Genomic DNA, 26,326 nt, shown 5'->3' with positions numbered 1-26,326 from the left:
TTCAGATGACCCGTCCACCGCGCCACCCGCCGCAAGCCCGTCCAGCGGCCTTCGACATGCCTTCGCGACATCCCGGCGCGGCACGGAAGATTCGCGTAAACGCCTACTGAAGAGCGTCCGCCGCGCTCGCCGCCGCCGAAACGTTGCGTCTATAATCGTCCTCGTAATAAAAGAACAGGTCGTTGCCGTCACGTTGTACCGCTCACAATATCCCCGGAGACGAGACAAGCATGAGCGAAGCACCCCACGGAAATCCGATCAAAACCCCCGGGCAGCTCTTCGCTGCGGTCATCGCCGGATTTGCAGTCCCGATCGTCATCATCGTTCTACTGGCCTATTACGTCGACAACGGCACGCGCACCGGCGCCGGCACCGACGGGCTCACCGAGGCCGCCGTCAGCCAGCGGATCGCCCCGCTGGCCCAGGTCGACATTCGCGACGCCAACGCGCCGCGCGTCTACAAAACCGGCGAGGAAGTCTACAAGGCCGTCTGTTTCGCCTGTCACGCCGCAGGCACTGCGGGCGCACCGAAATTCACCAACGCCGCCGACTGGGCGCCGCGCATCGCGCAGGGCTTCGACACGCTGTGGCACACGGCGCTGACCGGCAAGGGCGCGATGCCCGCGCGCGGCGGCACGAGCCCGGACGACTACAGCGATTACGAAATCGGCCGCGCCGTCGCCTACATGGCGAACAACGCAGGCGCGAACTTCGCCGATCCGCCCGTGCCGGCGGCCGGTGCTGCCGCAGGCGCATCGGGTGCAGCAGCCGCTTCGGGCGCAGCGGCGGCAGGTGCTTCAGATGCCGGCGCCGCGCAGGCCGCCGCGGCAATGGCCGCCATGGCGAGCGTCCCGCAGGCGGCGCCCGCTCCGGCGGCGCAGAGCGCGGATGCCTCGCAGGCCGGCAAGGCGCTCTACACGCAGGTCTGCCAGGCCTGCCACGCGGCCGGCGTGCTCAACGCGCCGAAGTACGGCGACAAGGAAGCGTGGGCGCCGCGTCTGAAGGAGTCGATGGATACGGTCTACAACTACGCGCTCCACGGCAAGGGCGCGATGCCGCCGAAGGGTGGCTCGAACGCGTCCGACGCCGACGTGAAAGCCGCCGTCGACTACATGGTCAGCGCGGTGAAGTAACGCCGGGTTTCAGCCCGGCCCGGCAGGCAAAACAAAAATCCCTGCGAGCGCACCGAGCGTTCGCAGGGGGTTTTTTCGTCTGCTTCGGTTTACCGTTGTTAACCGGCAGCCGCCTTGAACCGCAAGAAATCGACCTTCAAGGCTTCTGCAGCAACGCCTTGAGACTGGCGAGCCGGTCTTTCGGCGACATCGGCGCTTCTTCGGGCGTCGGCGGCGGGCCTTCGTCGAGCGCCATCTCTGGAATAAAGCGCGACGGCTCGCACACCACCGTCTCCCGCGCGCGCTTGCGTTTCTTGCACCAGTTCAGATGCAGGCTGCGCTGCGCCCGCGTGATCGCGACGTACATCAGCCGGCGTTCTTCCTCGATGCGACCTTCGTCGACAGGGCCGTCGTCGGAGCCGCCGCGATGCGGCATGATGCCCTCCTCGACGCCCACCAGAAACACGTGCGGATATTCGAGCCCCTTCGACGCATGCACCGTCGAAAGACGCACCGCATCCGGGTCTTCGTCCTTGCCTTCGAGCATCGACATCAGCGCCACCGTCTGGATCAGGCCGAGCAGGTTCTTGCCGGTGTCAGCGAGGCCGTCGGCGTTATCGAAACCGGTCGTCTCGCTGCCCGCCTCGGGCTCGGGCTTCGTGCCCTTGCGCTTCAACCACTCCAGAAACTCCAGCACGTTCTGCCACTTCGACTGCGCCTGGCGCTCGTCGAACGCGTCGTACAGATACGCTTCGTAGTGGATCGCGTCCATCAGGTCGTTGAGGACGGTGGTCGCGGCGTCGCTGTCGGCGCGGTCCGTCAGGCGCTGCATGAAATCGCAGAACGTCCGCAGCGGCTCGACCTGACGCGCCGACAGCCGCGCCTCGATGCCGCCCATATACACCGCCTCGAACAGCGACACCTTCGCCTGGCCCGCGAACGCGCCGAGCGCTTCCAGCGTCGTGTTGCCGACGCCGCGGCGCGGCGTCGTGATCGCGCGGATGAACGCGGGATCGTCGTCGGCGTTGGCGATGAGGCGCAGGTACGCGCAGATATCCTTGATCTCGGCCTTGTCGAAGAACGACTGGCCGCCCGACAGCACGTACGGAATCCGCTCGCGCCGCAGCACCTGCTCGAAGATGCGCGCCTGGAAGTTGCCGCGATACAGGATCGCGTAGTCGCGGAACTGCGCGCGCCGCTCGAACTTGTGCGCGGACAGCCGGAACACGACCGACTCCGCCTCGTGCTCTTCGTCGTTGCAAGGCGTGACGCTAATGGTGTCGCCCATGCCGTGCTCGGACCACAGCTTCTTCTCGAAGAGCTTCGGATTGTTCGCAATCACGTTGTTCGCGGCGGTCAGGATGCGCACCGTCGAGCGGTAATTCTGCTCGAGCTTGACCACGTGCAGCTTCGGGAAATCCTTGCCGAGCTGCGCGAGGTTTTCCAGCGTGGCGCCGCGCCAGCCGTAGATCGCCTGATCGTCGTCGCCCACCGCGGTGAACGCGGCGCGCGGGCCGGCCAGTTGCTTCAGCAGCTCGTACTGGCACGCGTTGGTGTCCTGATACTCGTCGATCAGCAGATAGCGCAGCTTGTTCTGCCAGCGGTCGCGCACCGGTTCGTTCTTGGCGAAGAGTTCGGCGGGCAGACGGATCAGGTCGTCGAAATCGACGGCCTGGTACGCGTGCAGCGTCGCGACGTAATTGCGATAGACGATCGCGGCCTGGTGCTCGTCCTCGTTCGAGGCGAGCGTCATCGCCTCGTCGGGCATGATCAGGCCGTTTTTCCACAGCGAAATGATCGACTGGATCTTGCGGATGAAACCCTTGTCCGTCGAGCCGACCTGCTCCTGGATCATGCCGAAGCAGTCGTCGGAATCCATGATCGAAAACTGCGGCTTGAGCCCGACGTGTTCGGCCTCCTGGCGCAGGATCTGCACGCCGAGCGAGTGGAACGTACACACGGTCAGCTGGTTGACGGGCACCTTGCGGCCTTCCTTGCCGGGCGCCGTCAGCGTCTTGCCTTCGAGCAGCTTGCCGATGCGCTCGCGCATTTCCGCGGCGGCCTTGTTGGTGAACGTGAGGGCGGCGATGTGGCGCGGCTCGAACCCCTTGGCCTCGATCAGGTGCGCGATTTTCTGGGTGATCACGCGCGTCTTGCCGCTGCCCGCGCCGGCGAGCACGAGACAGGGACCATCGAGATAGCGCACCGCTTCGTTCTGGGCGGAGTTCAGGCCTGCGGACATCGTTGACTGGAAGGTAGTGCGGTTGAGGGCGAGTGGATGAAGACCCGCCCGGAGGCATGCGGCCTGGCGGGGCTCCGGGTGCGTGCGGGCGCTTGCCGCGCCACGTTTTTCCGGCTCGGGCCGCCAGCACGAGACCCGCGATGTTAACACGGATGAAAGCCCCGCTGACGCCGTGCGGGAGAACGCGAACAGCGGGCGCCGTGTCACAATTACAGCGTTGCGCGCCGCCCCCGCCGCGCGCCGCTCCTGCAGGAAGTTCGCATGTCTACATCACTGAAAACAGGGTTGATGGGCTACGGTTTTGCCGGCGCCACGTTCCATGCACCCGTGATCGACAACTGCGGCCGCGCAAGCGTCGCGGCGATCGCGACAGGCCAGCCCGCCAAAGCACTCGCCGACTATCCCGACGCGTCCGTCGTGCCGGACCTCGACGCGCTGCTCGCGCTCCCCGACATCGAATGCGTCGTCATCGCGACGCCGAACGACACGCACTTCGATCTCGCGAAGCGCGTGCTCGAAGCGGGCAGGCACGTGGTCGTCGACAAGCCGGTCACGCTTTCCGCCGCCGACGCCCGCACGCTCGCCGACCTCGCCCGCCAGAAGAAGCTCGTGTTCGCGCCCTTTCACAACCGCCGCTGGGACGGCGATTTCCTGACGGTGCACGATCTGGTCGCGAGCGGTGAGTTGGGCCGCATCACGCATTACGAATCGCATTTCGACCGCTTCCGGCCGCTCGTCAAGCCACGCTGGCGCGAGGAAGCGGCGCGCGGCGGCGGTCTGCTGTTCGATCTCGGGCCGCATCTGATCGACCAGGCACTGGTGCTGTTCGGCGTGCCGTCGACGATCATGGCCACGGTCGGCATTCATCGCGACGAAGGCACGGCGCCGGATTATGTCCATCTGCAACTCGGCTATCCGGACAAGGAAATCGTGCTGCACGCCACGGCGCTCGCGGCGATCGCGCCGGCGCGCTTCGCGATCCACGGCACGCGCGGCAGCTACGTGAAGTTCGGCCTCGACACGCAGGAAGACCAGTTGAAAGCCGGCCTGCATCCGGGCGACGTCGAATTCGGCGGCGGCAATGAGCCGGGACTGCTGCGCGAGCTGGATGGCGAGCTTGAAGTAGAGCGTCCGCTGCCGACACGCGACGGCGAATACGCGAACTTCTACCGGTCGCTCGCAGCCACGATCCACGACGGTGCGGCGTTCCCGATCTGTCCCGAAGAAGCGGTCGACGTCATGACGATCATCGAGCTGGCGGACCAGAGCGCGCGGGAAGGCCGTCGCCTGCCGTTCCAGCGTACCGGAGCGCGCGCCGCCTGACAGCGTCGAAAGGGAATAGCGGACCGGCCCATCATCGGATGACGCCGGCCGCAGCCAGTATTTTTGGCGCGTAAAACCGGCCCGCGCAGCGCCAGCGCGGGCCGCGCCGTCTCAATTTGACAAGGTAGAGGGGCTCGCGTACATTCGCCGCACGCGTCGGGAGAGCGTGCTGGCCGCAGGACATCGCAGGCCGCGCCGCCGAAGGGGCACACCCGCAAACTCTCAGGCAAAAGGACCGACTGCGTCGAAGAACCCGTTTCGTCAGATCTGATCAGTCAGATCATCGCAAACGGACGTTTTTCGCACTCTGGAGAGCGGCAGTAGCCATCGTTGCGATTCCATCGCGCGACCGGCAGGCTGCCCACCGAAGGGGCGCGCGTTCATCGTGACAGGTTCACTGATCCGGTAGCGCAATCTCTCAGGTATCGAGGACAGAGGGGTCATGCATCCGGTCGATCGCAGGCACACGGCCGCGAGCGACTGGATGCATGGCCTTTCCTGATTCGCGAGACGCCCGAGGCCCCATGACCGAACTCAAACACACCCCGCTCCACGCGACGCATCGCGCGCTCAACGCACGCATGGTCGACTTTGGCGGCTGGGACATGCCCGTCAACTACGGCTCGCAGATCGACGAGCACCGCGCCGTGCGCACCGACGCCGGCATGTTCGACGTCTCGCACATGTGCGTCGTCGATTTCACCGGCGACAAGGTTCGTCCCTTCTTCGAATTCGCACTGGCGAACAACGTCGCCAAACTGCAAACGCCCGGCCGCGCGCTCTACTCGTGCCTGCTGAACCCGCAAGGCGGCGTGATCGACGACCTGATCGTGTACTACTTCAGCGAGGATCATTTCCGCGTCGTCGTGAACGCCGGCACCGCCGACAAGGACATCGCCTGGTTCAACCAGCTGAACGCGGAACGCGGCTTCGGCCTGACAATCGCGCCGCGCCGCGACTACGCGATCGTCGCCGTACAGGGCCCGAACGCGCGCGAAAAGGTCTGGCAAACCGTGCCAGCCGCGCGCACCGCGACTGAAGCGCTGAAGCCGTTCAACGCCGCGCGCGTCGCGGATACGCCGTTTGGCGAACTGACCGTCGCGCGCACCGGCTATACGGGCGAAGACGGCTTCGAAATCATCGTCCCGGCCGTGCATGTCGAAGCGCTGTGGAACGCATTGCAGGCACAGGGCGTGCGCCCGTGCGGCCTGGGCGCGCGCGACACGCTGCGCCTCGAAGCGGGCATGAACCTGTACGGCCAGGATATGGACGACGGCGTCTCGCCGCTCGACGCCGGCCTCGCGTGGACGGTTGATCTCGTGAATGCGCGCGAATTCGTCGGACGCGCGAAACTGGAGGCAGACGGCTCGCGCTCGGCGTTCGTCGGCCTGATCCTGCAGAAGGAAAACGGCAAGGCGGGCGGCGTGCTGCGCGCGCACCAGAAAGTGGTCACGCCCCACGGCGACGGCGAAATCACAAGCGGCACGTTTTCGCCGACGATGCAGGAATCGATCGCCTTTGCGCGCGTGCCGAAGGGCGTGCAGCCGGGCGACGTCGTCCATGTGCAAATCCGCGACAAAGCCCTGCCCGCAAGCGTGGTAAAACTGCCGTTCGTGCGCAATGGCAAGGTGCTCGCCGTCTGAGCCACGGCCGCGCGCGCGTCCATCCTTCAAAGCCCAATCCAGCCAACACATACATACGCAACAGGAGCATCCGATGAGCATCCCGGCCGATCTGAAATACACCGAATCGCACGAATGGGTTCGCACCGAAGCCGACGGCACGCTGACGGTCGGTATCACCGACCACGCGCAGGAAGCGCTCGGCGATATCGTTTTTCTCGAACTGCCGGAAGCCGGCCGCACGGTGACGGCCGGTGACGCCGTCGCGGTGATCGAATCCGTGAAGGCGGCTTCGGACATCTACGCGCCGGTTTCGGGCGAGATCGTCGAATCGAACACGGCGCTCACCGACACGCCGGATTCCGTCAACAGCGCGCCGTACGACAGCTGGCTTTTCAAGATCAAGCCGGCCGCCGGCGCCGCGACCGACCGCCTGATCGACGCCGACGCGTATTCGAAGTCCATCGGCGAGTAATTTTTCAACCCGTCAGGTGCGGCGCCCGGCGCACGAAGCCGGATAGCCGCACCGCCAGGAACACCTCATGAAGCTCGAACACCCGGATCGTCTGATGAACCGCACTCCTCTCTCGCTCGCCGCGCTCGAAGTGCATGACGCCTTCGCCGAACGGCATATCGGCCCGGATTCCGCCGATCAGCAGGCGATGCTCGAAGCCCTCGGCTTCGCGTCGCGCGCCGCGCTGATGGACGCCGTGATTCCGAAGACGATCCGCCGCGGCGAAACGCTGCCGCTCGGCCCCTTCACCCAGCCGAAGAGCGAAGCCGAGGCGCTCGCCGCGCTGCGCGAACTCGCGGACAAGAACCAGGTGTTCCGCTCCTACATCGGCCAGGGCTACTACAACGCCCACACGCCGGCGGTGATCCTGCGCAACGTGCTGGAAAATCCGGCGTGGTACACGGCGTACACGCCGTATCAGCCGGAAATTTCGCAGGGCCGTCTCGAAGCGCTGCTGAACTTCCAGCAGATGGTGATCGACCTGACCGGCCTGTCGATTTCCAACGCATCGCTGCTCGACGAAGCCACTGCCGCGGCCGAAGCCATGACGCTGCTGCAACGCGTCGGCAAGCCGAAGTCGAACGTGTTCTACATCGCCGACGACGTCCTGCCGCAAACCATCGAAGTCGTGCAGACCCGCGCGAAGCCGGTCGGCATCGAAGTGAAGGTGGGCCCGGCGGCCGATGCCGCCAGCACCAACGCGTTCGGCGTGCTGCTGCAATATCCAGGTGTGAATGGCGACGTGCGCGATTACCGCGCGCTGGCTGACGCGATCCACGCCGCGGGCGGCCACGTGGTGGTCGCCGCCGACCTGCTCGCGCTGACCGTCCTGACGCCGCCGGGCGAATGGGGCGCGGACGTGGCCGTCGGCAACACGCAGCGCTTTGGCGTGCCGGTGGGCTTCGGCGGTCCGCACGCCGCGTATCTCGCCGTGCGCGACGAGTTCAAGCGTCAGATGCCGGGGCGTCTCGTCGGCGTGACCGTCGATGCGCAGGGCAACCCGGCGCTGCGTCTCGCGCTGCAAACCCGCGAACAACATATTCGCCGTGAGAAAGCCACGTCGAACGTGTGTACCGCGCAGGCGCTGCTCGCGATCATGGCGAGCATGTACGCGGTCTATCACGGCCCGCGCGGCCTGAAGACGATCGCGCTGCGGGTGAACCGCATCGCCGCGCTGCTCGCCGAAGGTGCGAAACAGCTCGGCTACACGCTCGTCAACGACACGTTCTTCGACACGCTCACGTTCGAAACCGGCGCGCGCACGCAGGCGCTGCACGACGCGGCGACGGCGAAGGGCATCAACCTGCGCCGCGTGAGCGAAACGCGCGTCGGCGTTTCCGTCGACGAAACCACGAAGCGCGGCGATCTCGCCGATCTCCTCGCCGCGTTCGCGCAGGCGGCGTTCGTAGACGACGTGCCACAGGTCGACGCGCTGGACGCGGCGCTGGGCGCGGCGGATTCGTTCCCGGCGTCGCTGGAACGCACGAGCGCGTACCTCACGCATCACGTGTTCAACCGTCACCATTCGGAGACGGAAATGCTGCGCTACCTGCGCACCCTGTCGGACAAGGACCTCGCGCTCGACCGCTCGATGATACCGCTCGGCTCGTGCACGATGAAGCTGAACGCGACGTCGGAAATGTTGCCGGTCACGTGGCCGGAGTTCGGCCAGATCCATCCGTTCGCGCCGGCCGAGCAGACCGTCGGCTACCGCGAAATGATCGACCAGCTCGAACAGATGCTGGTCGCCGCGACCGGCTACGCGGCCGTTTCGCTGCAACCGAACGCCGGCTCGCAGGGCGAATATGCGGGCTTGCTGATCATCCACGCGTACCACGCGTCGCGCGGCGAAGGCCATCGCAACGTCTGCCTGATTCCGGCTTCGGCGCACGGCACGAACCCGGCTTCGGCGCAGATGGCCGGCATGCAGGTGGTCGTCGTCGCGTGCGACGCGCAGGGCAACGTCGATATCGAAGACCTGAAGAAGAAGGCCGCGCAGCACGCCGACAAGCTCGCCGCGATCATGATCACGTATCCGTCGACGCACGGCGTGTTCGAGGCGAACATCCGCGAAATCTGCGAGATCGTGCATGCGCACGGCGGCCAGGTGTACGTGGACGGCGCGAACATGAACGCGATGGTCGGCCTCACGGCGCCGGGCCAGTTCGGCGGCGACGTCTCGCACCTGAACCTGCACAAGACGTTCTGCATTCCGCACGGCGGCGGCGGACCGGGCGTCGGCCCTGTCGCGGTCGGTGCGCATCTGGCGAAATTCCTGCCGAACCAGGCGTCGTCGGGTTACGAGCGCGACGCGAGCGGCATCGGCGCCGTGTCGGCCGCGCCGTATGGCTCCGCCTCGATCCTGCCGATCTCGTGGATGTACATCGCGATGATGGGCGCGAAGAACCTCACCGCCGCCACCGAAGTCGCGATCCTCAACGCGAACTACGTCGCGAACCGGCTCGCGCCGCACTACCCGGTGCTGTATTCGGGCCCGGGCGGACTCGTCGCGCACGAATGCATCCTGGATCTGCGGCCGATCAAGGATTCGAGCGGCATCAGCGTGGACGACGTCGCCAAGCGTCTGATGGACTACGGTTTCCACGCACCGACGATGAGCTTCCCGGTCCCGGGCACGCTGATGGTCGAGCCGACGGAATCGGAGTCGAAGGAAGAACTGGATCGCTTCATCGAAGCGATGATCGCGATCCGCGACGAAATCCGCGCCGTCGAGGAAGGCCGCGCCGATCGCGAGGACAATCCGTTGAAGCACGCGCCGCACACCGCGCAGGTCGTCGTCGCCGACGACTGGAAGCATGCGTATGCGCGCGAGGCCGCGGCGTATCCGCTGAAGTCGCTGATCGCGCAGAAGTACTGGCCGCCGGTTGGCCGCGCGGACAACGTCTATGGCGACCGCAACCTGTTCTGCTCGTGCGTGCCGGTGGCGGACTACGCGTAACCCGCCTCTCGTAGCGTCGGGTGCGGAGGCTCCGTCGGGACCTCCGCACCGCCCATCCTGGCCGGCCCACGCCCCTGCCCTGTGCGTTCTGGCGGTTAAAAGCCGGTAATTCCCGCGCATCCGTTCCCTTCTCCGCAAAGCCCACGCGCCCTGTCCGCCGCGCGCCTTCGGGCCGCCGATCGCCGCGAATTAGCGCGAATTTCGGCCCCTTTTCCCCGAAATGCTCCGCCAGGCTCCCCGTACACTTCGTATCAGGTTTCTACAGTTGCGATTGCTATCTAGAAGGCGCGGACCCTTTCATGCCCCACATTGCCTTAACCGGCGCGACCGGCTTCATTGGCCGGCACGTGCTCGCCGAGCTGACCGCACGTGGTTTTGACGTGGTCGCGGCGACGCGTGGTGACGGGACCGCGCTTCCGCAGTACGAAAACGTCCGGTGGGTGACGCTCGACATCGCTTCAGCGCCCGAGCAGGCCTTCGAGCGACTCGGCATGCCCGACACGCTGATTCACCTGGCGTGGGGCGGACTGCCGCACTACCGCGCCCGGCATCATTTCGAGACCGAACTGCCGGCGCATTACAGTTTTCTCCGACAGATGGTTCGGGCCGGGGTCAAGTCCGTGCTGGTGTCAGGCACGTGCCTCGAATACGGATTGCGCTCCGGCGCGCTTCGCGAGGACGACCCAACCGCTCCTGTCACACCTTACGGATTCGCAAAAGACGCGCTGCGGCGGCAACTGGAATTTCTACAGCGCGACTCCGGCTTCAATCTGACATGGGCACGCCTCTTCTTCATGCATGGCGAGGGGCAGGCCGCGACATCGCTGCTTCCGCAACTTCAGCAGGCCGTCGAGCGCGGCGATCCGACGTTCGGCATGTCCCGCGGCGATCAGCTGCGCGATTACCTGAGCGTCGCTGAGGTCGCACGACATCTCGTGACGCTCGCGTTGAGCGGGAAAAACCCTGGGCCGGTAAACGTCTGCTCGGGCGTGCCCCGGTCCGTGCGCGGTCTCGTCGAACAATGGCTGAGCGACAACGACCGCGAGATTGCGCTGGATCTCGGCCGGTATCCGTATCCGGACTATGAGCCGATGGCGTTCTGGGGCGCACGAAACAAGCTTGATAGCGTGCTGGAGAGGCAATGACCGCACTTCGGGAACTCTATCGCGCGAACAACCTGCCGGTTTTTCAGAACCGGATGTACGACACCGAAGCCGAAGCGCGCAGCGCGCCGGTAGGAGACGTCCATCTCGTGGAGGACCTGACGACCGGTCTCGTCTACAACAACGCGTTCCGGCCGGAACTGATCGTCTACGACGAGCATTATCAGAACGAGCAGGCCGTCAGCGCGCACTTTCGCAAGCATCTGGAAGCGGTTGCGGAGATCGTCACGCGGACACTCGGCACACGCTCGATCGTCGAAGTGGCGTGCGGCAAGGGCTATTTCCTGGAGATGCTCGCGGAACGCGGCTTCGACATCACCGGCTTCGATCCGGCGTATGAAGGTTCGAACCCGGCCATCGAGAAGCGCTATTTCGCATCCGACGCGGGCGTGGCCGGCGACGGTCTCGTGCTGCGTCACGTACTCGAACACGTCAAAGACCCGGTAGCCTTCCTCGAACGTATCCGCGACGCCAACGGCGGCCGCGGCCGTATCTACATCGAGGTGCCCTGCTTCGAGTGGATCTGCGAACACGCGGCCTGGTTCGATATCTTCTACGAGCATGTCAACTACTTCCGCCCCGTCGACTTCGAGCGGATGTTCGGCGTGGTCCACGAAAGCGGGCATCTGTTCGGCGGCCAGTATCAGTACGTCGTCGCCGATCTCGCGAGCCTGCGAACGCCGCGCTACGACGCAGGCACCGCAGTGCGCTTTCCGGCGGACCTTGGCGTGCAGAAATCACGCAATGTCACTGACGGAAGCCATTCGAATGGCGGCATCGTCTGGGGCGGCGCGTCAAAAGGTGTGATTTTTGCCCTCCAGTGCGCGCGCGAGGGCTTGCCAGTCTCGGCCGTCATCGACATCAATCCGGCCAAACAGGGCCGCTATCTGCCGACGACTGGCCTCAAGGTGAAGTCGCCCGACGAAGTACTGCCCGATCTCGCGCCGGGCGCCACGATCTACGTGATGAACTCGAACTACCTCGACGAAATCCGCGCGCAGGCAGGCGCTCAATTCAACTACATTGGCATCGACTCATGAATGACTTCCAGATGGAAACGCGTCAGCGCATCGACGCCAACGGTCGCGACCCTGCCCTGCGAGACGTGGGCCTGCAGTTCGTGACCGCCACGACGGCGCCGCGTTACTCGTACAACTTCACGTGGCTCGGACGTCCGATCATCCAGTATCCGCAGGACATGGTCGCGATGCAGGAACTGATCTGGGAAGTGCGTCCGGACATCATCATCGAAACCGGCATCGCGCACGGCGGATCGCTGATCATGAGCGCGTCGATGCTCGCGATGCTTGATCTGTGCGATGCAACAGAAAGCGGGCAGATGCTCGACCCGGCAAACCCGCGCCGCCGCGTAGTGGGCGTCGACATCGACATCCGGCCGCACAACCGCGAAGCCATCGAGCGCCACCCGCTCGCGAACCGGATCGATCTGATCCAGGGCTCGTCGGTCGCAGCGGACGTGGTCGAGCAGGTGTACCGCCACGCCGGGGGCTGCAAGAGCGTGCTGGTGTGCCTCGACTCCAACCACACGCATGAGCACGTGCTGGCCGAACTCGAAGCCTATGCCCCGCTCGTCACGCCCGGCAGTTACTGCGTCACGTTCGACACGGTCATCGAAGATCTGCCGCGCGGCAGCTTCCCGGATCGTCCCTGGGATCACGGCGACAACCCGAAGACCGCCGTGTGGGCCTATGTCGAAAAGCATCCGGAGTTCGAAATCGACCGGCAGATCGACAACAAGCTGCTGATTTCAGTGGCGCCTGAAGGCTATCTGAAGCGCGTACGTTGACCCGTGTGCGCAGTGGCTCCGGAATCGGAGCCACTGCGCACCGGTACACGATGCAGCGCGTCACGCTCACTGTTCACACTGCACGAAGCTAACCGACATGAAAGTTGTCATTCTCGCTGGCGGACTTGGCTCGCGCCTGTCCGAAGAAACCCAGGCCCGGCCCAAGCCGATGGTGACGGTCGGCGATCGTCCGATCCTGTGGCACATCATGAAGATCTATGCCGCCCACGGCATGACCGACTTCATCATCTGCTGCGGTTACAAGGGCTATGTGATCAAGGAGTACTTCGCCAACTACTTTCTGCACTCGTCCGACGTCACCTTCGACCTCGCGAAGAACAGCATGGAAGTGCACCAGCGCTACGCCGAACCGTGGCGCGTCACGCTGCTCGACACGGGTGAACACTCGATGACCGGCGGCCGGCTGAAGCGCGCATCGCATCTTCTGCGCGACGAGCAGGCGTTCTGCTTCACGTACGGGGACGGCGTCGGCAACGTCAACATCACCGAACTGATCCGGTTCCACAAGAGTCATGGCCGTCTCGCCACCGTCACTGGCGTGCAGCAACCCGGACGTTACGGCGTTCTGCAGATCGCCGATGATGAACGTACTGTCGTCGGCTTCGCGGAAAAGCCGCAGATGCAGACCTCGTGGATCAACGGCGGCTACTTCGTCGTATCGCCGCGCGTGCTCGACTTCATCGATGACGACAGCGTTCCATGGGAAAGCGAGCCGATGCAGAAGCTCGCCACCAGCGGTGAACTGCAGACGTACCACCACAACGGCTTCTGGCAACCGATGGATACGCTGCGCGACAAACATCAGCTCGATGCAATCTGGGCTAGCGGCGACGCGCCGTGGAAAACCTGGTGATGAACGCGGAGTTCTGGAACGGGCGGCGGGTTCTTGTCACCGGCCATACCGGTTTCAAGGGAAGCTGGCTGTGTCTCTGGCTGCAACGGCTGGGCGCGGAGATCACCGGCTTCGCGCTGGATGCGCCCACGCAGCCGTCGCTGTTTCAGGAAGCGGATGTTGCTGCCGGCCTGACCCACATCACCGGCGACGTCCGCGATGCCGCAGCGGTGCGCGACGCCATGCAGCGCGCGCAGCCGGAGGTCGTGTTTCATCTTGCCGCGCAGTCACTTGTCCGGCAATCGTATCTGGACCCGATCGAAACCTACGCGACGAACGTGATGGGCACCGTGCATGTGCTGGATGCCGTCCGGCACGTGAACAGCGTGCGTGCGGTCATCAACGTCACCAGCGACAAGTGTTACGAGAACCGGGAGATCGCGTGCGGCTACGTCGAAAGCGACGCGCTCGGCGGCCGGGATCCGTATAGCAACAGCAAGGGCTGCGCCGAGCTGGTGACATCGGCGTACCGGCAGTCGTTTTTTGAATCGAAAGGTGCGCAACAGCAGGTGGCACTCGCCAGTGCCCGCGCCGGCAATGTCATCGGCGGCGGCGACTGGGCAGCCGACCGGCTTGTGCCCGATCTGCTGCGCGCATTCGATCGCGGCGTTCCCGCGATCGTACGTCGTCCGCGTTCGGTGCGGCCCTGGCAGCATGTGCTCGAACCGCTCGCCGGCTATCTTGCGCTCGCGGAAGGTCTGCATGAGCACGGCGCGCGCTACGTGGGCGGATGGAATTTTGGACCGCTCGCCAGCGACATGCGTCGGGTTGACGAGATCGCAGCGTCACTCGTGTCCGCGCTCGGCGAAGGCGCATCATTTGTCGTGCAGGAAGACGAAAACACGCCGCATGAAGCCGGCCTGCTGATGCTCGACGCCAGCAAGGCGCGCCGCGAACTCGGCTGGGACACGCTGCTTGGCCTCGACGAAGCGTTGAACTGGATTGCCGGCTGGCACCGCGCGCAACGGTCGGGAACATACGCACGAAGCATAACGCTCGATCAGATTGAGCGTTATGAAGCACGAATCCGCGCGGCCGGTGCCGCGTGCATGTGAGGACAAAACTCTTGAACTGCCGCCACTGTGGTCATCCACTCACTCTATCGTTTCTGGATCTCGGATTCGCTCCGCCTTCCAATGCATATCTGAATCCGGCTGACCTCACGCAGCCTGAGCGGTATTACCCGCTCAAACTGTTCGTCTGTGACGAATGCTGGCTCGTGCAGACCGAAGACTATGCGTCGCGCGAAGCACTGTTCGACGCCGACTATGCCTATTTCTCGTCGGTATCGGAAAGCTGGCTTGAGCATGCGCGACGTTATGCGTCGTCGATCACTGATACGTTATCGCTCGACAACCGCTCGTTCGTGATCGAGGTGGCGTCAAACGACGGCTACCTGCTGCGCAACTTCGTGGCGGCCGACATTCCGTGTCTCGGCATCGAGCCGACTGCGAGCACAGCGGCCCGCGCGGAAGCGCAGGGTATTCCGGTGATACGCGAGTTTTTCGGTGAGCAGCTTGCCCGCACGCTGGCCGCCGAGGGAAAGCAGGCTGACCTCGTCATCGGCAACAACGTGTTCGCGCATGTACCCGATGTGACCGACTTTACGCTTGGGCTGAAGACGGTACTCAAGCCGGGCGGCACGGTGACGCTTGAGTTTCCGCATCTGGTCTGTCTGATCGACGAAGGGCAATTCGACACGGTCTACCACGAGCATTTTTCGTATTTCTCGCTGCACGCCGTGGAGCACATTTTTGCTGCGGCCGGGCTGCGAGCATACCGCGTCGAGCAACTGAAGACGCATGGAGGCAGCCTGCGTGTGTACGGCTGCCACGCGGAAGATACGCGCACGGACGACGCGTCGGTCGAGCGCATTCGCATGCTCGAACGCGAGCGCGGCATCGCGCAGCGTGAAACCTACGAAGGATTCCAGAGTCGCGTTAACACGACGAAGAACGGGTTGTTGCGCTTCCTGATCGAAAGCCAGGAAGCCGGTCTCGTAGTGGCCGCCTATGGCGCAGCGGCCAAAGGCAACACGCTGCTGAACTACGCGGGCGTGAAACCGGACCTGCTGCCTTTTGTGTGCGATTTCGCGCCGTCCAAACAAGGCAAGTTCATGCCGGGCAGCCATATTCCGATCGTCTCGCCGACTGAACTGGCGCGCGTCAAGCCGGACATCGTCCTGATCCTTCCGTGGAATATCTCCGACGAAATCATTGCGCAGCAGTCGGCCGCGCTGGGCCCGGATGTTCGCTTTGCGGTCGCGATGCCGGAGATCCGGTACCTGTAACGCACAGCCCGTCATAGCGATCTTCGCGCGATGACGGGTCCGCCGCTGTCAGTTTTGCTCGAAGTACGTCTTGACGGTCGGCAACGCGCGGTCTCGCGGCGAGAGTAACGTGACTTCGCGCGGCCACGCGATGGCCAGTTGCGAATCGTCGAATGCAATGCCGCGTTCGGCGGACGGCTGATAAAAAGCGGTGTGCAGATAGAGGAGCTTGCTGTCTGGCTCGATCGACTGAAAGCCGTGCGCACATCCTTCAGGGATGAAAACGGCACGATTATTTTCGGCCGACAGCTCGACCGCATGCCACTGCAGAAAAGTCGGTGAATCCTGCCTCAGGTCGACCATCACATCCCACACATGACCTTCGATGCAGCGCACCCACTTCGCGTCGGCGTCGGCGCCTGCCTGAAAATGCAGACCGCGCACGGTGCCTGCGGGCACCGTATGCGACCAGTTGATCTGCACGATCTCTCGCGTGCCATGCGCCTCGGCAAAATCCCGCGCGCAAAAGAGGCGCATGAAACTGCCCCGCTCGTCTCCTCGCGGGGTGCTCTGGGCGACAAAAGCGCCGGGAATCGGCAAGGCAGTGAGAGGATTGTTCGTCATCGGCGTGCTGGCTGTTTCTGTCGGGACGGGCAGGATGCGCGGGCTGATTATCTCTGACCGGTACCCGCGTAGATCGCGGTCTCTTCGTCGCTATACAGATTGAGTTGCCCCGTAAACTTTTTCTGCCAGTTATCGGCGCCATACCGGCCGACCAGATACTTCAGCAGCAGATAGCTGCCAAGGCGTTCCGCGCAGAAAGCCCACGAACGCGACTGGTAACCCTCACGCTTTTCAGGGTAACGCGTCACGCAGGCGCGCACGACCACCTCGATGGCCGACATCGCCTCCAGCCAGAAGTCCGCCGGAAACACGCCCATCTCGATCCCGCCCGGAACGAAGGCTGTCGCATTGAAGAATGCGAGCAGCTCGCCTCGCTCCAGAACGCCCAGCGCGATCGCTTCGGACGTGAAACGCAGCAGGTCTTCGACAGGATGGACGCTGTTGTACTGATCAAGATACCCGTTCGACAGCAAACCGTACTGCCCGAGCAGCAGATCGTCGCCTTCTGGAAGCATCACGGCCTGGAGGTCCGTCTGCCCGAGCGTTTGCGGGCTGATCACATCCATCATCCGGTAGTTTTCCGCGGGCACGCCGCCGATCTTCCCGATCGAGATGAACTTGCGGTACTGGCATATGCCGATCCGCCGCAGCTTCAGACCGCTTTTGACGATGTAATTCTTCAGCGCGAAACATCCCGCGAGCGAACCCAGTTGCGGATGGTACGGCTCCCACTCCGGCGCCAGATCCCGAAGGTTGGCCTTGCCTTCTCCCTGCGATTCACCGAGATACATCGGCGAGACAAAGGACGGGTATTCGAACGGCAGCGGCACGTGGGTGTAGCACACGTACAGCAGATCCGACAGGGTGAACGGCTCCGCCGGCGCCCGATCGGTACGGTCGCTCACGCAGATTTTCAGAATGGCATCGCGCAACTTGCGGAAGTTGTCCAGATAAGACGGGTCGGACGTCCGCACGTAGTCGGTCTTGAGCTGGATGAGAAACGTGAGCTGCTCTGCATACGGTTCAAAAGCGCGATTCGCCCACGGCATCGAGGACGTGTCGAACGCGCGTACCGCAATATCCGGACAGAACGCCAGCACCAGCGACGCAATGCATCTGACAAGCGGGCCCTTCATGTCGTCCGTCGCAAACCCAGCGAGCTGGGCACGCGTCTGCGGATCTGGAGTTTCGAAAAGCTCGAACAGCTTTTCGGAGAGCGCAAACCACGTTTGCCAGAAAGACGGCTTCGCGACGATGTCGTATCCGTCAACCGTGGAGCGGCTATCCGTCACCAGCGTGCGGAGATCGACGTCGAGGCCCATCCGCTTGCTGCAGTAGCTAGCCACGTCGATAAAACCAGGCAGCAGCGCATTGTTCTGCTCGAAGACGCTTGCATAACAGGCTGAGTCCCGGATCGCAGGCGAAAAGACGTAGACCTCCTGGCCCGGGTTATCGCGGATAAACGCGTGCACGTCCTCACTGCGGAGCGCCGTCCTGTCACGAAAGTCCGACGCGAAGAAGCCATATAGCTCATCTTCATTGACGGAATGACTCAAAAAGTAATTCCGGATGGCCCGGTATCCGCCCCACCGCGCGTCGCCGGCGACGTCGTCGAGCGCGACAAAGCCCGCGTCGTTCTGGCTGGACGTCCCGCTGCCGCAGGCAATCTGGAAGATGTTGGCTTTCATCGCTGCGTGCCTGTCAGGTTCGTGGTGTCGCCGGGCTGCCCTTCGACCGTGTGCTTCGTCGCACGGGCGGGCCCGGCATCAGCACAGTGTCAAACGTGGAAATAGCCGGTGCAGGCGTCGAACGGCAGACGCTTGAGTTCGACCTTGTTCAGGTCGAGCACTTCGCGCAACGCAACCGTCTCGCCAGGGAAATTCCGGTACGCCACTTCATCGAGCACGACGATCGCGCCCTTCGGCATGTACGGCAGGAACGTCTCCAGCGCCACCTTCGTCGACTCGTACAGATCGGTATCGAGGATCAGCATCGCCACGACGAGATCCGGGCGCGTCTTGACGAATTCCGGAGCAGTCTTCGCGATGTCGCCCTTCACCAGTTCGCAACGCGGAATCCGGTTGACCGGGCGGACCAGGTCATTCGCCTCGATCATCGATTCGATCAGCGACATGTCCGTGTCCGAGAACATCGTCGTGTTGATGTCGTCGGGATCGTGGACTGCATCGATGCCCGTGAAGCCGGAAAACGTGTCGAAGCCGATGATCGACCGGTTGATCGCGTACGGCTCGAGAATCGTCGACAGATGCATATAGAGCATCAGCGAGTTCGCCTTGTACACGCCGCATTCGATGATCGCGCCCGGAATATCCAGCACTTTCTTGAAGAGCTCCATTCGCGACAGCGCGGCGGTCACGGTGATGCGGTCCGCGAACACAAACGGCGCGCTTGCGACGTATTGCGCGTCGACGCGGTCCAGCACGTCGGCGCGTTTGGCCGCGAATGCCTTTTCGGCTTCGGTGAGTCGGCGCTTGGTCATGCGGTTATCTCCTGAAAACGATCGAAACTGTGCGCGTAGAAATAGTCCTTGAATCCGGCCTCGGGATCGGGGCAGCCGTTGTCGACGTTGTTCGCCCCGCGGCCGGATTTCAGGTCTTCGAGATGCATCAGCCGGAAATCAACGCTAAAGCGCGTCTCTTCCGTCCGGTTGGGCACCGTGCCGTGAAGATGGGCACCGGAGAACATCATCATTTCACCGCCGTTCAGTCCGATACGCAGTTCGTTGGCCGACGGTACGTCTTCCAGTGGAATGGGATGCACGCGGGTTTCTTCGGTCAGCGCCTGCGACGCTTTCCAGCGCTCGTTGTTGATCCACTCCGTCAGTTGCCAGTCCACCGATGAGTTCTTCACCGGCAGGCTGAAATACTCCGGGTTGATCAGCATGGTCTGTTCAGGCGTGACGCCGTAGACCGGCATCCACGTATTCAGCTGGCATTGAACAGAGCCGTACCAGGTATCGCGGTGCAGCTTGTAGGCATAGCTGACGCCAGCGTGCAGATAGTCGTAATGCGGCACGACGCGCAGGCGCGGCACGTCGAACAAGTATTCGGCGGGATCTTCGCCAAGCTCGACAATGAATGCGCGGATGATTTCCTTCACTTCGTCGCTATTGGTGAAGCGGCCTTTGATGCCCGAAACGATCTCGACAAACTCCTTCACCGGCACCTGCGTATGAAGCGTCAGAGGATCTCCGTCCGCGCCCAGCACTTGCGAAATGCTCTGTGCCGCGAACGCGCGCAGGTCCTGCGCAGCCTTCAATTGCGTTTCCAGGAAGATCGCGCCAAAGTAAATGGCATCCCTTAGATTGAGGTGGTTTCGAGCTTGGTTAACATGTAGATTCATCGTTCTCCCCGGACCCGTCGACTGACAACTACTGAGCGTTGCCGCCATCCGGCGCCCTCGCCGGCAGCAGTGCGCAAACAATTTGCATGATCCAGAAGTATCAGCTAGCTTTGCGAGTCGTCACGCACCAAACTAACGCCTGAACAGGGTCCAATTTCCTGGATGGAGCGACAATCGCAGGTGCTACCGGTTGCATCGGGCAGGTTGCAGACACCGGCTGACGTGTCACTCAGGTCACGTGCGCGGCTCGTCTGGGAACCGCTAATATCACTCACCGAACCCCCAAAAGGAGTTTCGCATTGTGCAACTGGTGCGAATGACGCAATCCTGCCGATATCCAACGCGCAAAATGCGCGAAAATGCCAGATTTTCACTGACCATCTTGCTCCTGACCTGCGGCGCGCTCGTGCTGACCGGGCGGCAGGCCCACGCGGCGATGAATTTCTGCGCCGCGCCGGCGCTGCAAACCAGCGAGCGCACCAACGCGGATCCCGGCGTCAAGGCGCTGGTCGGCAACGTGCTGTTACATCTGAACGACCCGCCCCACGCGCTCGCGAAACTGCATACCGAAGGCACGTTGCCACACGAAGGCATCTACGACCAGAGCGTGGAAGCCGAAAAGGATCTCGACCTGCTGCGCGACGCCGCGCTCGCGTGGCGCGCCACCAGCGACGAACGGTATCTGAAGCTCGTCGACCGCCTGCTGTACGCGTGGGTGACGACCTATCAGCCGACTTTCAATCCGGTCGACGAAACACACTTCGACGGCCTGATCCTCGCGTACGACATGACCGCCAGCGCGCTGCCCGTGAAAACGCGCAACGCCGCGATGGCGTTCCTCACGAAACTCGCGAACGGCTACATCGGACAGATCGACGCGCAGCCGCGCCCGCTCAAGGGTACGTTCCGGAACAACTGGCAAAGCCACCGGGTCAAACTGATAGCGATGGCGGCGTTCACGCTCGACAATCGCAAGATGATCAACGCGGCGCAGCGTCTGTATGTCGAGCACATCGGCGACAACATCGCGCCCGACGGCTCGACCGTCGATTTCGCCGAACGCGACGCGCTGCGTTACGTCACCTACGACCTGCAACCGCTCGTCATCGCCGCGCTGGCCGCGCGCCGCCACAACCGCAACTGGCTGCCCGAAAAAGGGGCAAACGGCGCGTCGCTCAATGCCGCGCTCGACTGGCTGAAGCCCTACGCGACCGGCGCGAAGACACACGAAGAATTCGTGCATACGGACGTGCCGTTCGACGCGAAACGTCGCGAGGCTGGCCTGCCCGGCTACTCGGGTCAATGGGATCCGAAGAACGCAACCGAACTGTTCCACCTCGCCGCGCGACTCGATGGCCGGTTCACGCCGGTCGCACGGCAACTGGCACCGATGCCGCCCGCGTGGCTCGCCGTGTGCCTGCCGCTCGCGGCACGCTAAAACGATCTTTATTTGCAGGAGCAGCAATGGCAGTCAGTGTGTTCGACCTCTTCAAGATCGGCATCGGTCCTTCCAGCTCGCATACGGTCGGTCCGATGCGCGCGGCGTTGATGTTCGCCCAGGGTCTTGAGCGCGACGGGCTGCTGGACGCCACGGCGTCCGTCAAGATCGATCTGTACGGCTCGCTCGGCGCAACGGGCAAAGGTCACGGCACCGATCGCGGCGTGATGCTCGGCCTGCTCGGCGACGCGCCCGATACCGTCAATCCGGACACCATCGCTGAACGTCTCGAAGCGGTACGCGAGAAGCGCACGCTGTCGCTGCTCGGCAAGCATGCGATTCCGTTCGTTCTGAAAGACCACATCTCGTTCTACCGGCAGGCGCTCGCCGAACATCCGAACGGCATGAAATTCCACGCGTTCGACGCAAACGGCGCAACGCTGCGCGAATCGACGTATCTGTCGGTGGGCGGCGGCTTTGTCGTGACGGCCGGCGCGCCGAATACGAAAGTGCTGAGCGCCGTCGAGCAACTGCCGCATCCGTTTCGCTCCGGCGACGAATTGCTGGCGATGTGCGCCTCGACAGGCAAATCGATTGCGCAACTGATGTGGGAAAACGAACGCGTGTGGCATACCGAAGCGGAAACGCGCGAGGGCCTGCTGAAGATCTGGGCGGTGATGCAATCGTCCGTCGCGCGCGGCTGCGGCATCGGTAATCCCGACGCGGATGGCACGTTGCCCGGTCCGTTCCAGGTGAAACGCCGCGCGCCGCAGCTGTACCGTGCGCTGTCGGGCAACCCGGAGCTGGCGCTGCGCGATCCTTTGTCGATGGTCGACTGGATCAATCTGTACGCGATCGCCGTCAACGAGGAAAACGCCGCGGGCGGGCGGGTCGTCACGGCGCCGACCAACGGCGCGGCGGGCATCATTCCGGCCGTGCTGCATTACTACACGCGCTTCATGCCCAGCTCGAACGAACAGGGCGTGGTCGACTTCCTGATGACGGCCGCCGCGATCGGCATCCTGTACAAACTGAACGCATCGATTTCGGGCGCGGAAGTGGGCTGCCAGGGCGAAGTGGGCGTCGCGTGTTCGATGGCGGCCGGCGCGCTCGCGGCCGTGATGGGCGGCACGCCGCTCCAGGTCGAAAATGCCGCCGAAATCGGCATGGAACACAATCTCGGCCTCACGTGCGACCCGGTCGGCGGCATGGTGCAGATTCCGTGCATCGAACGCAACGCGATGGCTTCGGTGAAAGCGGTCAACGCCGCGCGCATGGCGCTGCGCGGCGACGGCAGCCACTACGTGTCGCTCGATTCCGTCATCAAGACGATGCGCGAAACCGGCGCCGATATGAAGACCAAATATAAGGAAACGTCGCGTGGCGGCCTCGCGGTGAATATCGTCGAGTGCTGAGGCGCGTCGCTTGAATAAAGGCCGCGTGCGCATCGCGCTGATGCAGCGCGCGGCCGTCAACCGTGACACCGGTCAGCACCGCCCGCCTGAACAGGCCGGCGGTGCTGGCCCGAATGAACTGACTGGAGGGTTTCTAGCAATGTCGTTGCCGAACGTTTCTGCTGCTACTGATTCCGCTGGCGCCACCACCACCGGCGCACGCCTGATTGTCGACGCGTTGCTGACGCACGGCGTCGAGCGCGTGTTCTGCGTGCCGGGCGAGAGCTTTCTGGCGATTCTCGATTCGCTGCACGACGAGACCAGCAGTATCCAGACGATCGTCTGCCGTCACGAGGCAGCGGCGGCCAACATGGCCGAAGCCGTCGGCAAGCTGACCGGACGGCCGGGTGTCGCGCTCGTCACGCGTGGCCCGGGCGCGACGCACGCGTCGATCGGCGTGCATACCGCGTTCCAGGACTCGACGCCGATGATCCTGCTGATCGGCCAGTGCGCGCGCGAGCATCTCGACCGTGAGGCTTTCCAGGAGATCGACTACCGCCGCATGTTCGGCCAGATGACCAAATGGGTCGCGCAGATCGACGACGCGCGCCGCATTCCTGAATACCTGAGTCACGCGTTTCACATCGCGACGTCCGGCCGTCCCGGGCCCGTCGTGCTGTCGCTGCCGGAAGACGTGCTGAGCGACGCGTGTCCGGTCGTACCAGGCGCGCCGAAATATCAGCGCGTGGCGGCGTCGCCGTCGAAGGCGCAGATCGACCAGTTGCGCGTGCTGCTGGAAGCCGCGGAGCGGCCGATGGTGATCGCCGGCGGCAGCGGCTGGACGCCGCAGGCGTGCGCGGATTTCCGCCGCTTCATCGAAACCTGGCAGTTGCCGGTCGGTCTCGCGTTCCGCTATCAGGACACGCTCGACAACGAGCATCCGAACTACGCGGGCGACGTCGGTCTCGGCATCAATCCGGCGCTCGCCGCGCGCATCCGCGACGCCGACCTGCTGCTCGCGATCGGCCCGCGCCTCGGCGAAGCGACGACGAACGGCTACACGCTGCTCGATATCCCGAAGACGAAGCAGACGCTCGTGCACATCCATCAGGGCACCGAGGAACTCGGGCGTGTCTATGCAGCCGATCTGCCAATCGTCTCGGGCATGCCGGAACTCGCGGCGCTGCTCGCAGAACTGACGCCGTCGTCCACGCCGCGCTGGGCCGGTTCGGCGCAAGCCGCGCACGCGGCGTATCTCGACTGGCGCAAGCCGCGCACCATTCCCGGCGACGTGCAGATGGGCGAAATCATGCAGCAGCTGCGCGCCCATCTGCCCGACGATGCGATTCTCACGAACGGCGCCGGCAACTACGCGACGTGGCTGCATCGGCATTTTTCATACCGTCACTTCCGCTCGCAGCTCGCGCCGACCAGCGGCGCGATGGGCTACGGCGTGCCGGCGGCGATCGCGGCGAAATCGATGTATCGGGATCGCGCGGTCGTCGCGCTCGCCGGCGACGGCTGCTTCATGATGGCCGCGCCGGAACTCGCGACGGCGATGCAGTACGACCTGCACGTGATCTTCATCGTCGTGAACAACAGCCACTTCGGCACGATCCGGATGCACCAGGAAAAGCACTATCCGAACCGCGTGCATGGCACCGGTCTGACGAATCCGGATTTCGCGGCGTTCGCGCGATCGTTCGGTGCGCATGGTGAACTCGTCGAGCGGACGGAAGATTTTCTGCCGGCGCTCGAGCGTGCGCAGGCGGCGAAGCGCCCGGCGCTCATCGAAATCCGCATGCCGCAGGAAGCGAGCACGCCCGGCGCGACGCTCGAGCAGATTCGCGAGCAGGGAAGGAAGATGCGCGGCGAGGTGTAGCAGGCGCCCGGATGCCACGAAACCCGTGACCTCAAGACGGCGGGCGGTCTCGGGTCCGCTGCAATGCGGATCAGGCAGCGTGCGCCTGCCAGAAGCGCGCGCCGGCTCCGATCACCAGCGCAACTGTCGCAAGCACGTCGATCAGCACGACGCGCCACAGTTGCGCGGTGAGATGTCCGGTCGAGCACGCCAGATAGAGAAAGGCGCCGACGCTGACGAAGCCCGCGATATAACCCAGCGCCTGCAATCGGGTGTCGAATGCGGCATAGATCAAGAACGCGCCGAGCAATCCAAACAGTACCGCACGGTGACGCATCAGTATCGTGAGATTGGGTTCGTCGAGTGCGATGCCGTAAAGCCCGGCAAGACTACGAGCACCCGACACGCCCGAGACGGGCAACAGGTGAATGATGCCGACGATAATCAGCGGCACGGCGATCAGGTATTTCATGTTTTTCCTGCTTCCCCAGGTGATGAGACGGCTGAGGGGCCGCCGGTCTGCGCCGCGGCCCCTCGCATAGGCAATGCGGCTAGTCCCGCGAAACGGATGCACCAGACGAAGCGTCGATCCCGGCGGCCTGATCCAGCCATGCGGCCAGCATCGGCTGCGCCGCCTTGCGGCCAATCGGGTGGAACGCGAGGCAGCGGCTTGCGGCAAGCAATGTCATGATTTCGCCGTCGCGGATGTAGGCAAGACCGCCCGCCAGTTCCGCCGCGTGCATCGCACATCGCTCGAGGGTTCGCTGAACACCGAAGCGGATCATCAGTACACGGGCAAGCAACGCCTCGTCGGGCGGACAGGTCTGCATCAGGTGAATGGCACCGTCCAGCGCCGCCTGGGCGCATTCCAGCTCACCGGCGAGCAACACGCGCTCCGAATCCTCGACGCGACGATCCGTGACCACCCGCTCGGCCATTGCGCTCACCACGCCCAGGTAACTCGCCGAAGCGACGATCTCGAACCAGCACAGTCCCATTGCTTCCGCGACCGCGACGATCCCGGCGGTCTCCATGTCGCCTTCGGCGGCAAGCAGTACCTGGTCGGCCGGAACCCTGACGTTGTCGAAGCGCAACTCCTCGTTATCCGCGGCGGCGAGCAGCGGAACATGCCAGAACCTGTGCCGGGTGACGCCCGGCGTGCTCGCCGGCAGGATCGCCATCCCGGTGTGTTTGGTGCCGTCGGATCCCTGCACGGCGACGCCGACCGTGATGATGTCCATGCTGTTCGCCATCGTGCATGGCTTCTTGCTACCGGTGATCCGAAAACCGTCGCCGTCCGGCACCATGTACACGGTCGAGTCCAGGATGCCCGCGCCACGCCGCCCTTCGGCGAACGCGGACGCCACCAGCAGATTGTCGTGTGCGACATCGTGCAGCATCCGTGCGCATGACGGCACGTGGTCGGCCAGCGCACCGCAGAAGCTGACCGTGAAGTTGTGCATGGTCAGCATGAGCGCCATCGATGGCGCACGGGCGCCAATGGCCCGCTGCATGCGAATGCCGTCGTACGGCGAAATCGTCGCGCCGCCGTGCGACGCCGGGACCCAGAGTCGCGGCAGCCGGTACCGGCGGATCAATGCCGTGATCTCTCGCGGGTCCTTCGATTCCATTGCCAGCAGGCCCTGCCCGGCGAGTTCGGCTTCAAGGCCTGGCGCGTATTGCTCCAGCACAGCACGTGAATCCTGCAAGAACATGAGTCGT

At 64.0% G+C, this 26,326-nt stretch carries 21 protein-coding genes and 2 riboswitches; of the genes, 14 read left to right on the top strand and 7 right to left on the bottom strand.

Translation table 11 applies throughout. From position 1 onward, the window contains the following. Positions 1 to 230 precede the first annotated feature (230 nt). Positions 231 to 1,133 (top strand): c-type cytochrome, encoded by a 903-nt coding sequence (locus tag BLV45_RS17010; RefSeq protein WP_090535120.1) that lies wholly within the window; start codon positions 231 to 233, stop codon positions 1,131 to 1,133. A 136-nt stretch (positions 1,134 to 1,269) separates the two neighbouring features. On the opposite strand, the gene BLV45_RS17005 is transcribed toward BLV45_RS17010, so the two are convergent. After that, positions 1,270 to 3,354, bottom strand: a complete 2,085-nt coding sequence (locus tag BLV45_RS17005; RefSeq protein WP_090535119.1) for a UvrD-helicase domain-containing protein — start codon at positions 3,352 to 3,354, stop codon at positions 1,270 to 1,272. Between the two features lie 261 nt (positions 3,355 to 3,615). Here BLV45_RS17005 and BLV45_RS17000 point away from each other — a divergent pair, with 261 nt between their 5' ends. From BLV45_RS17000 to BLV45_RS16955, 10 genes are all read left to right on the top strand, one after another. Beyond that, positions 3,616 to 4,677 carry an oxidoreductase gene (locus BLV45_RS17000; RefSeq protein WP_090535118.1) on the top strand — a complete coding sequence of 354 codons (1,062 nt, stop codon included), beginning with the start codon at positions 3,616 to 3,618 and terminating at the stop codon, positions 4,675 to 4,677. Positions 4,678 to 4,824: 147 nt separating this feature from the next. Next, positions 4,825 to 4,925, top strand: a riboswitch (glycine riboswitch). Between the two features lie 49 nt (positions 4,926 to 4,974). Then, positions 4,975 to 5,122: riboswitch (glycine riboswitch) on the top strand. A gap of 79 nt (positions 5,123 to 5,201) precedes the next feature. Further along, a complete protein-coding gene (gcvT, locus tag BLV45_RS16995; RefSeq protein ID WP_090535117.1) occupies positions 5,202 to 6,320 on the top strand; it encodes a glycine cleavage system aminomethyltransferase GcvT in 1,119 nt (372 codons plus the stop codon). Positions 6,321 to 6,393: 73 nt separating this feature from the next. Beyond that, positions 6,394 to 6,774: a glycine cleavage system protein GcvH gene (gcvH, locus tag BLV45_RS16990; protein ID WP_090535116.1), complete on the top strand. Its 381-nt coding sequence runs from the start codon at positions 6,394 to 6,396 to the stop codon at positions 6,772 to 6,774. A gap of 67 nt (positions 6,775 to 6,841) precedes the next feature. Then, the gene (gene gcvP, locus BLV45_RS16985; RefSeq protein WP_090535115.1) at positions 6,842 to 9,772 is read left to right on the top strand and encodes an aminomethyl-transferring glycine dehydrogenase; all 2,931 of its coding nucleotides are present in this window, start codon (positions 6,842 to 6,844) and stop codon (positions 9,770 to 9,772) included. 299 nt (positions 9,773 to 10,071) lie between these two features. Continuing rightward, positions 10,072 to 10,917 carry an NAD-dependent epimerase/dehydratase family protein gene (locus BLV45_RS16980; RefSeq protein ID WP_090535114.1) on the top strand — a complete coding sequence of 282 codons (846 nt, stop codon included), beginning with the start codon at positions 10,072 to 10,074 and terminating at the stop codon, positions 10,915 to 10,917. Beyond that, positions 10,914 to 11,975 carry a class I SAM-dependent methyltransferase gene (locus BLV45_RS16975; RefSeq protein WP_090535113.1) on the top strand — a complete coding sequence of 354 codons (1,062 nt, stop codon included), beginning with the start codon at positions 10,914 to 10,916 and terminating at the stop codon, positions 11,973 to 11,975. Before BLV45_RS16980 ends, BLV45_RS16975 begins: the two co-directional genes overlap by 4 nt. Next, entirely contained in the window at positions 11,972 to 12,742 is a 771-nt protein-coding gene (locus tag BLV45_RS16970) for a cephalosporin hydroxylase family protein (RefSeq protein ID WP_090535112.1), read from the top strand. The genes BLV45_RS16975 and BLV45_RS16970 overlap by 4 nt, the downstream gene beginning before the upstream one ends. Before the next feature lie 97 nt (positions 12,743 to 12,839). Beyond that, positions 12,840 to 13,616 carry a glucose-1-phosphate cytidylyltransferase gene (gene rfbF / locus BLV45_RS16965; protein WP_090535111.1) on the top strand — a complete coding sequence of 259 codons (777 nt, stop codon included), beginning with the start codon at positions 12,840 to 12,842 and terminating at the stop codon, positions 13,614 to 13,616. Beyond that, positions 13,601 to 14,710 (top strand): CDP-glucose 4,6-dehydratase, encoded by a 1,110-nt coding sequence (gene rfbG / locus BLV45_RS16960; RefSeq protein ID WP_245753334.1) that lies wholly within the window; start codon positions 13,601 to 13,603, stop codon positions 14,708 to 14,710. Before rfbF ends, rfbG begins: the two co-directional genes overlap by 16 nt. Positions 14,711 to 14,721: 11 nt before the next feature. Next, positions 14,722 to 15,945 carry a class I SAM-dependent methyltransferase gene (locus tag BLV45_RS16955; RefSeq protein WP_090535110.1) on the top strand — a complete coding sequence of 408 codons (1,224 nt, stop codon included), beginning with the start codon at positions 14,722 to 14,724 and terminating at the stop codon, positions 15,943 to 15,945. Positions 15,946 to 15,993: 48 nt separating this feature from the next. On the opposite strand, the gene rfbC is transcribed toward BLV45_RS16955, so the two are convergent. The 4 genes from rfbC to BLV45_RS16935 form a co-directional block, all read right to left on the bottom strand. Then, positions 15,994 to 16,548 (bottom strand): dTDP-4-dehydrorhamnose 3,5-epimerase, encoded by a 555-nt coding sequence (rfbC, locus tag BLV45_RS16950; RefSeq protein ID WP_090535109.1) that lies wholly within the window; start codon positions 16,546 to 16,548, stop codon positions 15,994 to 15,996. 47 nt (positions 16,549 to 16,595) lie between these two features. Then, on the bottom strand, positions 16,596 to 18,236 hold the full coding sequence (locus BLV45_RS16945) for a hypothetical protein (RefSeq protein ID WP_090535108.1): 1,641 nt from the start codon (positions 18,234 to 18,236) through the stop codon (positions 16,596 to 16,598). Between the two features lie 89 nt (positions 18,237 to 18,325). Continuing rightward, the gene (locus BLV45_RS16940; RefSeq protein WP_090535107.1) at positions 18,326 to 19,048 is read right to left on the bottom strand and encodes a TylF/MycF/NovP-related O-methyltransferase; all 723 of its coding nucleotides are present in this window, start codon (positions 19,046 to 19,048) and stop codon (positions 18,326 to 18,328) included. Continuing rightward, positions 19,045 to 19,911 carry a hypothetical protein gene (locus tag BLV45_RS16935; RefSeq protein ID WP_090535106.1) on the bottom strand — a complete coding sequence of 289 codons (867 nt, stop codon included), beginning with the start codon at positions 19,909 to 19,911 and terminating at the stop codon, positions 19,045 to 19,047. Before BLV45_RS16935 ends, BLV45_RS16940 begins: the two co-directional genes overlap by 4 nt. 349 nt (positions 19,912 to 20,260) lie before the next feature. Between BLV45_RS16935 and BLV45_RS16930 the strand changes: the two genes are divergently transcribed. From BLV45_RS16930 to BLV45_RS16920, 3 genes are all read left to right on the top strand, one after another. Next, positions 20,261 to 21,349, top strand: a complete 1,089-nt coding sequence (locus BLV45_RS16930) for an alginate lyase family protein (RefSeq protein ID WP_176954185.1) — start codon at positions 20,261 to 20,263, stop codon at positions 21,347 to 21,349. A gap of 26 nt (positions 21,350 to 21,375) precedes the next feature. Next, positions 21,376 to 22,764 (top strand): L-serine ammonia-lyase, encoded by a 1,389-nt coding sequence (locus BLV45_RS16925; RefSeq protein ID WP_090535104.1) that lies wholly within the window; start codon positions 21,376 to 21,378, stop codon positions 22,762 to 22,764. Between the two features lie 139 nt (positions 22,765 to 22,903). Next, complete coding sequence (locus BLV45_RS16920) at positions 22,904 to 24,625, top strand: thiamine pyrophosphate-binding protein (RefSeq protein WP_090535298.1); 1,722 nt, start codon at positions 22,904 to 22,906, stop codon at positions 24,623 to 24,625. Positions 24,626 to 24,695: 70 nt separating this feature from the next. Here BLV45_RS16920 and BLV45_RS16915 read toward each other — a convergent pair whose 3' ends face one another. Then, positions 24,696 to 25,076, bottom strand: coding sequence for a phosphopantetheine adenylyltransferase (locus BLV45_RS16915; protein WP_090535103.1), 381 nt, complete (start codon positions 25,074 to 25,076; stop codon positions 24,696 to 24,698). Between the two features lie 79 nt (positions 25,077 to 25,155). Continuing rightward, positions 25,156 to 26,319 (bottom strand): acyl-CoA dehydrogenase family protein, encoded by a 1,164-nt coding sequence (locus BLV45_RS16910; protein WP_090535102.1) that lies wholly within the window; start codon positions 26,317 to 26,319, stop codon positions 25,156 to 25,158. Positions 26,320 to 26,326: the final 7 nt, after the last annotated feature.

Source organism: Paraburkholderia sartisoli, assembly GCF_900107685.1.
Classification (GTDB): Bacteria; Pseudomonadota; Gammaproteobacteria; order Burkholderiales; family Burkholderiaceae; genus Paraburkholderia; species Paraburkholderia sartisoli.
This window is presented reverse-complemented; position numbering and strand designations above follow the sequence as displayed.

What these genes read in the sequence shown, in the direction of transcription:
- BLV45_RS16980 (WP_090535114.1), top strand. Translation starts at nt 10,072, where the DNA reads ATGCCCCACATTGCCTTAACCGGCGCGACCGGCTTCATTGGCCGGCAC.
- BLV45_RS16970 (WP_090535112.1), top strand. Translation starts at nt 11,972, where the DNA reads ATGAATGACTTCCAGATGGAAACGCGTCAGCGCATCGACGCCAACGGT.
- gcvT (WP_090535117.1), top strand. Translation starts at nt 5,202, where the DNA reads ATGACCGAACTCAAACACACCCCGCTCCACGCGACGCATCGCGCGCTC.
- BLV45_RS16935 (WP_090535106.1), bottom strand. Translation starts at nt 19,911, where the DNA reads ATGAATCTACATGTTAACCAAGCTCGAAACCACCTCAATCTAAGGGAT.
- BLV45_RS16925 (WP_090535104.1), top strand. Translation starts at nt 21,376, where the DNA reads ATGGCAGTCAGTGTGTTCGACCTCTTCAAGATCGGCATCGGTCCTTCC.
- rfbF (WP_090535111.1), top strand. Translation starts at nt 12,840, where the DNA reads ATGAAAGTTGTCATTCTCGCTGGCGGACTTGGCTCGCGCCTGTCCGAA.
- BLV45_RS17010 (WP_090535120.1), top strand. Translation starts at nt 231, where the DNA reads ATGAGCGAAGCACCCCACGGAAATCCGATCAAAACCCCCGGGCAGCTC.
- BLV45_RS16945 (WP_090535108.1), bottom strand. Translation starts at nt 18,236, where the DNA reads ATGAAAGCCAACATCTTCCAGATTGCCTGCGGCAGCGGGACGTCCAGC.
- BLV45_RS16940 (WP_090535107.1), bottom strand. Translation starts at nt 19,048, where the DNA reads ATGACCAAGCGCCGACTCACCGAAGCCGAAAAGGCATTCGCGGCCAAA.
- BLV45_RS16915 (WP_090535103.1), bottom strand. Translation starts at nt 25,076, where the DNA reads ATGAAATACCTGATCGCCGTGCCGCTGATTATCGTCGGCATCATTCAC.
- BLV45_RS16920 (WP_090535298.1), top strand. Translation starts at nt 22,904, where the DNA reads ATGTCGTTGCCGAACGTTTCTGCTGCTACTGATTCCGCTGGCGCCACC.
- gcvP (WP_090535115.1), top strand. Translation starts at nt 6,842, where the DNA reads ATGAAGCTCGAACACCCGGATCGTCTGATGAACCGCACTCCTCTCTCG.
- BLV45_RS16910 (WP_090535102.1), bottom strand. Translation starts at nt 26,319, where the DNA reads ATGTTCTTGCAGGATTCACGTGCTGTGCTGGAGCAATACGCGCCAGGC.
- BLV45_RS16930 (WP_176954185.1), top strand. Translation starts at nt 20,261, where the DNA reads ATGCGCGAAAATGCCAGATTTTCACTGACCATCTTGCTCCTGACCTGC.
- BLV45_RS17005 (WP_090535119.1), bottom strand. Translation starts at nt 3,354, where the DNA reads ATGTCCGCAGGCCTGAACTCCGCCCAGAACGAAGCGGTGCGCTATCTC.
- BLV45_RS17000 (WP_090535118.1), top strand. Translation starts at nt 3,616, where the DNA reads ATGTCTACATCACTGAAAACAGGGTTGATGGGCTACGGTTTTGCCGGC.
- gcvH (WP_090535116.1), top strand. Translation starts at nt 6,394, where the DNA reads ATGAGCATCCCGGCCGATCTGAAATACACCGAATCGCACGAATGGGTT.
- rfbC (WP_090535109.1), bottom strand. Translation starts at nt 16,548, where the DNA reads ATGACGAACAATCCTCTCACTGCCTTGCCGATTCCCGGCGCTTTTGTC.
- BLV45_RS16975 (WP_090535113.1), top strand. Translation starts at nt 10,914, where the DNA reads ATGACCGCACTTCGGGAACTCTATCGCGCGAACAACCTGCCGGTTTTT.